At 63.3% G+C, this 6150-nt stretch carries 7 protein-coding genes; 2 read left to right on the forward strand and 5 right to left on the reverse strand.

The features are described from left to right. Window positions 1–51 precede the first annotated feature (51 nt). Complete coding sequence (locus ABWP09_RS13065) at window positions 52–2643, reverse strand: M1 family metallopeptidase (protein ID WP_353205563.1); 2592 nt, start codon at window positions 2641–2643, stop codon at window positions 52–54. A gap of 103 nt (window positions 2644–2746) precedes the next feature. Here ABWP09_RS13065 and ABWP09_RS13070 point away from each other — a divergent pair, with 103 nt between their 5' ends. Continuing rightward, the gene (locus ABWP09_RS13070) at window positions 2747–3706 is read left to right on the forward strand and encodes an NAD(P)H-dependent flavin oxidoreductase (RefSeq protein ID WP_188446643.1); all 960 of its coding nucleotides are present in this window, start codon (window positions 2747–2749) and stop codon (window positions 3704–3706) included. Between the two features lie 170 nt (window positions 3707–3876). Here ABWP09_RS13070 and ABWP09_RS13075 read toward each other — a convergent pair whose 3' ends face one another. Then, window positions 3877–4314, reverse strand: a complete 438-nt coding sequence (locus ABWP09_RS13075) for a DUF1465 family protein (RefSeq protein WP_353205564.1) — start codon at window positions 4312–4314, stop codon at window positions 3877–3879. Window positions 4315–4437: 123 nt separating this feature from the next. Then, complete coding sequence (locus tag ABWP09_RS13080; RefSeq protein WP_188446640.1) at window positions 4438–4635, reverse strand: YdcH family protein; 198 nt, start codon at window positions 4633–4635, stop codon at window positions 4438–4440. Window positions 4636–4812: 177 nt separating this feature from the next. On the opposite strand from ABWP09_RS13080, the gene ABWP09_RS13085 reads away from it, so the two are divergent. Then, window positions 4813–4968, forward strand: a complete 156-nt coding sequence (locus tag ABWP09_RS13085; protein ID WP_353205565.1) for a YdcH family protein — start codon at window positions 4813–4815, stop codon at window positions 4966–4968. 43 nt (window positions 4969–5011) lie between these two features. Here ABWP09_RS13085 and ABWP09_RS13090 read toward each other — a convergent pair whose 3' ends face one another. After that, entirely contained in the window at window positions 5012–5392 is a 381-nt protein-coding gene (locus tag ABWP09_RS13090; protein ID WP_353205566.1) for a PilZ domain-containing protein, read from the reverse strand. 80 nt (window positions 5393–5472) lie between these two features. Continuing rightward, the gene (dksA, locus tag ABWP09_RS13095; RefSeq protein ID WP_353205567.1) at window positions 5473–5934 is read right to left on the reverse strand and encodes an RNA polymerase-binding protein DksA; all 462 of its coding nucleotides are present in this window, start codon (window positions 5932–5934) and stop codon (window positions 5473–5475) included. Between the last annotated feature and the right edge of the window lie 216 nt (window positions 5935–6150).

Raw genomic sequence — 6150 nt, forward strand, 5'->3', positions numbered from 1 at the left:
TCATTATGTTGCCAATGCCCGCAGCTATGCGACCGGGTTGAAGCGAGTCGATTAAGACCCGCTTTTTGCCCATTTCGCGATGTCGGCGCGGATGCGCGCGTTGACCATCCGCCGCGCCGCCATCGACGCCACGGTCGCTTTTGCAGCACCACGCGCCGCAACGGGCAGGTTTGCCGTGGCAAACGCGGTGATCTTGCCCGGCATCGCGGCATCGTCGGACCCGCCGCCAAGGTTGGCCACGAAGCCTGCACGGTTGCTGGTTTCGACCAGCGTGCTGACCAGTGCCATATGCGAGACGGCGAAATCGAACGCCAGATCGGGATGCCCATTGGCAATCGCGCGAAGCAAGCTCGCCTTTTGCGGTGTGCTGAGGCGGTCGCTATCGAGCAGGCCGAGCGCGCGCTTGGCCAGCGCATCGTCATCGGCCGCGCCGAGCAGGCGGACATAGCCGTTTTTCACGACCGGATTCTTCTCGGCAAGCGCCAGCGCGAGCAACGCGTCCCATTCGCCCGACGTCGCGTTGCTGGCGTACGTGCCAAGGATCGGTGCGCGGATCGCCGCCGGAATCGCTTGCGGATCGGTCGCGAGCGCCGCGACATAACCACGCGCCTTGGCCGCGACCTCAGCATTGCCGACATCGCCGAGCACCGCGATGAGCGTCTCGCGCAGCGTCGAGATCAGCGGCGATTCATCCTTGCCAGCGGCAAAGCCGACACGCTGCATCACCGGGGCCAGCGTCGCCGCGACCCGGCTGTACATCGCCTCGCGCACAGGCCCCTTGGGTTCACGACGGCTGAGATCGGCGAGCTGACCCGCAATCGTCTGCCACAGCAGCGGATTGGCCTCCGCCCCGACCGCCGCCACATCGGCGAAATAGCGATCGAGCTTCTGATTGCCGCCCTTGGCCAGCGCGAAATCGTCGCCGAGTGTGCCGAGCTGATCGGTGAGCACCAGACCGTTGAAATCGCGCACAATCGCGGCATGGCCCGCCGCATTGTACGAAACGCGAACATAGCTTTGCTTGTCGCGGTTGAGCACGAGTGTCCCGCAGCCCGGCACCGTGACCGGCGTCGCGGCCGCCCCGCGCACCGTCACGCTGATGGCCGGCTGACCGACCATCCCGAGCGTCAGCGGCACGCGCCACGTCTGCGCCTGTTGCGCGGTGGCATCATAGCCGAAGCGGCTTTGGGTGAGCGTCACACGCGTGCTTCCGCCCACGCAGCGCGCACCCGTCATCGTGACGAGCGGGACGCCGGGTTGGAGCGTGAAATCGTGCGCGACCGGCGCGACCGGCTTGCCCGCCGCCGCCGACAATTCGGCCCAAAGCTGATCGGTCGCGGTGTTCGAATATTTGTACTTCGCCATATAGCGGCGGATGCCGTCGCGGAACGTGTCGGGCCCGAGCGTCGCTTCCATCATGCCAATGACGGCCTGGCCCTTCAGATAGGTGATGCCATCGAACGCTTCGCCGATCTGATCGCCGGTTTCGATCTTGCGGATGATCGGGTGCGTCGCCGCGGTCGCATCGGCCTGCAACGCGCCTTCGCGGTCCTGCGCGACCGCGGTGGCGGCGGCATACCAATCGGGGTTGAGATCGACGCTGCTCTTATTCTCCATCCACGAGGCGAAGCCCTCGTTCAGCCAGAGATCGTCCCACCACCGCATCGTGACGAGATCGCCGAACCATTGATGCGCCATTTCATGCGCGACGACGGTGTAGATGCGTTGCTTGCCGCTCTGTGTTGCGCGCTTCTGATCGTACAGGAGTTCCGGCTCGAAATAGAAGATCGCGCCCCAATTCTCCATCGCGCCGAAAAATTGCGACGAGCCCGGCCCCGCAATCATGTCGAGCTTGGGCAGCGGATACGGCTGACCGAAATAGTCGTTATAATAGGTCAGCAACCGCTTGGCCTGCGCCAGCGCAAAATCGCCCTGATCGACCACGCCGCGCCGCGTGATGATGCCGATCTCGGTCTTGCCCGCCATCACCGTCTTGCGCTCGACATCGCCCATGCCGAGGAACAGCAGGTAGCTCGACATTTTCGGGGTTTCGGCAAAGCGGTAGAGCGTGCTGCCGTCCCCCTGCTTGGTGACGCTGGTGGTCGGCATGTTCGAAAAGGCGGTCTGCCCATTCGGCGCGACGGTGCGCAGCGTGAAGGTCGCCTTATAGGCCGGTTCATCCCAAACGGGCGCGAAACGGCGGGCGTCGGGTGCCTCGAACTGCGTCGCCAGCATCCGCGCGGCCGAACCATCCGGATTGGTGTAATCAATCGCGAAGAAGCCGGCGGCCGAGGTGTTGATCGTGCCAGTCCAGGCGAAGTGCAGCTTGTGCTCGCCCGCGGCGACCAGGGTCGGAGAGTTTAGGGTCAATTGCTGCTTGGTCGCATCGAGCGTGAACGGCACCGCTTGCCCGTCGAGCGTGGCGGTGGCGATCTTCAGGTCGGCGGCGTTGAGCACGATCGTCTTCGTCGCACGCTCCACCGCGATCGTGACGTCTTCCTCGCCCGAAAAGGTCATCGCCTTCGCATCGGGGCGCACCGTGATGTCATAGGAGACAGGCGCGACGCCGGCGGGCAATTGTCCGACGGCGAAGGCAGGCGTTGCGGTGCCGAGCAGAAGGGCAGCGGCGAGGGAAAGCTTCACTTGGTTACTCCAGTAACGAACAGGTTTCGCCCTTAGCGTTTTCATGGGGCTTGGCAAACGAACGGTCACTGGACAGTCCTTTCGGTTGCGCTATGAAACCCACATGAGCATTCCCCCCCTGTTCGATCGCCTGCGGCTCCCCGTCATCGGCTCGCCGCTGTTCATCATTTCCGGCCCCGAACTGGTGATTGCCCAGTGCAAGGCCGGGATCGTCGGATCGTTCCCTGCGCTCAATGCGCGCCCGCAGGCGATGCTCGACGAATGGCTGCACCGCATTACCGAGGAATTGGCGGCGCATAACCGCGACAATCCCGATCGCCCGGCAGCACCCTTCGCGGTCAATCAGATCGTGCATCGCTCGAACGAGCGGCTCGAGGCCGATCTGGCGACGTGCGCCAAATGGCAAGTGCCGATCGTGATTACCTCACTCGGCGCACGCGAAGACCTCAACACCGCGGTCCACAGCTGGGGCGGCATCACGCTGCACGACGTGATCGACGACCGGTTTGCGCGCAAAGCGGTCGAAAAGGGTGCCGATGGGCTGATCGCGGTCGCGGCGGGCGCCGGTGGCCATGCCGGACGCTTGTCGCCCTTTGCGATCATCCAGGAAATCCGGCAGTGGTTCGATGGACCGCTCGCTTTGTCGGGCTCGATCGCGACCGGCGACGCGGTGCTCGCCGCGCAAGCGATGGGCGCGGATTTCGGCTATATCGGATCGCCCTTCATCGCCAGCGTCGAGGCCAATGCCGAGGCCGCGTACAAACAGGGCATCGTCGAGGGCAAGGCCGCCGACATCGTCTATTCCAACCTGTTCACCGGCGTACACGGCAATTATCTGCGCGGATCGATCGCCGCAGCCGGGATGGACCCCGACAATCTCCCCGAGGGTGATTTGAAGACGATGGATTTCGGCACGGGTAACGCAGCCAAGCCCAAGGCGTGGAAGGAAATCTGGGGATCGGGTCAGGGCATCGGCGTGATCGACCGGATCGAGCCGGTCGCCGACATGGTCGATCGGCTTGAGCGGCAATATCTGGCGGCACGCGCGCGGTTGAAACTCTGATCGTGCGACGTTTGCGGCAGGGTTGCGCACCCTACTTCGTTCGCCCTGAACCTGTCGAAGGGCTGCGTGGCACACTGGCGACATAGCTTGCAGCACGCAGGGCTTCGACAACCCCGGATCAAGTCCGGGGCCGAACGGGGTTCATGCTTCGTCAGAGGCGAGACGCGGCCTTAAAAGGCCATCGCCAAGCGGTCGTGCATCGATCGCACCGGGCTGACGAACGCTTCCGCCTCATCGGCTTGCGCATCATCGAGCCGCGCGACACGACGGTGGAGATCGGTGCTGGCTTCAATCAACTGGCGTGCCGCAGCGGGCATCGCCGCGAGCGCAGCCGACTCGCTGACCGGGGCGGGCCCCAGCCGTCGTGAGGGATCGAGCGCCTCGCGCGGCGCCATCTCGCCGGCATCGACCGCGCGTTGCGTCAGCAGCCAGGCGATGACGTGCATCAGCCGCGTCGTTACTTTCAGCGACTCGCAGCTGAACGCGACGCGCACCATCGGATCGAGCGCCTCGCGATCGCTGCGCCCGCCTTCGTCGAAATAGCTCCGCGCCTCATCGGCGAGCACCATCGCGTCGATGTAGAGCGTATCGATGACGCGCCGTTGCATCCGTGAATCGTAGCGTTGACCCCTCATTCTGGTTACGTCCCACAAACACAGCGTTAACGGTATAGTCGTTTCAGCGACGGACGGCAGAAAACTGTCCCAATCCGATGCAGGGCGACAGTCGGTTTATGCGATGATGTCTGGGATCAACTGATCTTCGAACATCGCGATTTCGTCACGCAGCCGCAATTTGCGTTTCTTGAACCGCGCGAGTTGGAGCTGGTCGGGCGACCCCGCCTCGATCAGCGCCGCGATCGCCGAATCGAGATCGCGATGTTCCACCCGCAATACCTCCAGGCGTTTGGCGATCAGGCTGTCGTCCATAAGGTCCCCACTCGATGCGCCGCCCTTAGCAAAACACGGAGGTTGGAACCGCATAAAATCGACCCGTCGCACGATTGCGCTGGCGTGTCGCGTGTCTGCGAATCGGGGGGGAGACAATTAACCGCAAGCGTGTTCTATTCACTCCCCCAAGCAGTACATAAAGGAGGTACGCATTCCATGCAGACCGCGCATCAATCGGCCCTGACGGCCAAGCATGCAGTCCTCGATCGCCAGATCGCAGCCGAAACGCAGCGTCCGCTGCCCGACGCCGTAACGCTTGCCGAACTAAAGAAGCAAAAGCTTCGACTCAAACAGGAAATGCTGCAGATTTAGCCGATGGCGTAGGTCCGGGCGCGTTGCGCCCGGGCCGAAATCGTCAGCGCTGCGTGCGCGTGAAGATCGGCTTTACGAAAGTCGGCGTGTGGGTGCCCTGGCCGACGGGCTTGCGCGCAAGCATCGGATCGATCTGACGATCGAACGCGACCCCAATCCGACCGGCGGCCGACCAGGCGATTTGGCCAGACACCCAACCGATACCGCGGACATCGAATTCAACGCGCAGGCCTTGGGCCAGCCCATCCGGAAACTCCGCCATCAACCCGCCTTGCGACAGATTCCGGACGCGCACAGGCCGGGCGTCCTTTTCGCCAAAGACACGAAGATCCGCCATCAGAAACAGGCTGTCGCGCGCGACTTGACGGTTGTGCGCCCCGTCCTCGAGCGCGGGGGTGAAAGGATCTTGCGAAAATTGGTCCATCGCGTGAATCTTACCGGTCTCCGTTCTGACCGGGCGTAGCAGCACAATCGTATCGAACTGCTTAAGACACAGGGGGCGCGTCAGTCCTCGCGTGAAATTTTCTCGTGGCGCTCGTGGCGTTCCTGCGCTTCGACCGTCATCGTCGCGATCGGGCGCGCCTCGAGCCGGGCGAGCGAAATCGGCTCACCGGTGACTTCGCAATAGCCATATTCGCCTTCGTCGATCCGGCGAATCGCCGCCTCGATCTTGGAGATCAATTTACGCTGGCGGTCGCGCGTGCGCAGCTCGATCGACCAGTCAGTCTCGCTCGACGCACGATCGGTCAGATCGGCCTCGCGCAGCGTATCGACTTGCAATTGTGATAGCGTCCCCGCCGCCTCGCGCAGGATCGCCTCTTTCCACGCCTGTAGCTTGGCGCGGAAATAGGCCTGTTGCCGCGGGTTCATAAAATCTTCGTCCGCGCTTGGCCGATAGCCATCGTCGCCAACCGGCGGCATCGCAAACTTCTCGGATTCTTCCAATCGATTCAAGACCGTCGCCATCCCATTATCTCCCATCAGCCGCGCTGCGCTTTATGCGCCTCTGGACTACCCCCGGGGCCAACTCCCTGACGAGCCGGCCTATAACCATGCGATCCGCGCTCGACAAGCAATCCCGATGCCGTTTCGCGTCACTTTCGATGGATCGAAGCGGCGATGGCACCATATCCGATCTTTGGGCACGCTCGCCAGATGCCGTCCCAATCGAACCGATGGGTA

This window comes from Sphingomonas sp. (assembly GCF_040398505.1).
Lineage (GTDB): Bacteria > Pseudomonadota > Alphaproteobacteria > Sphingomonadales > Sphingomonadaceae > Sphingomonas.

Bases quoted from the DNA above. Each gene is read 5' to 3' on its own strand.
- ABWP09_RS13085 (WP_353205565.1), top strand. From the start codon at position 4,813: ATGCAGACCGCGCATCAATCGGCCCTGACGGCCAAGCATGCAGTCCTC.
- dksA (WP_353205567.1), bottom strand. From the start codon at position 5,934: ATGGCGACGGTCTTGAATCGATTGGAAGAATCCGAGAAGTTTGCGATG.
- ABWP09_RS13090 (WP_353205566.1), bottom strand. From the start codon at position 5,392: ATGGACCAATTTTCGCAAGATCCTTTCACCCCCGCGCTCGAGGACGGG.
- ABWP09_RS13080 (WP_188446640.1), bottom strand. From the start codon at position 4,635: ATGGACGACAGCCTGATCGCCAAACGCCTGGAGGTATTGCGGGTGGAA.
- ABWP09_RS13075 (WP_353205564.1), bottom strand. From the start codon at position 4,314: ATGCAACGGCGCGTCATCGATACGCTCTACATCGACGCGATGGTGCTC.
- ABWP09_RS13070 (WP_188446643.1), top strand. From the start codon at position 2,747: ATGAGCATTCCCCCCCTGTTCGATCGCCTGCGGCTCCCCGTCATCGGC.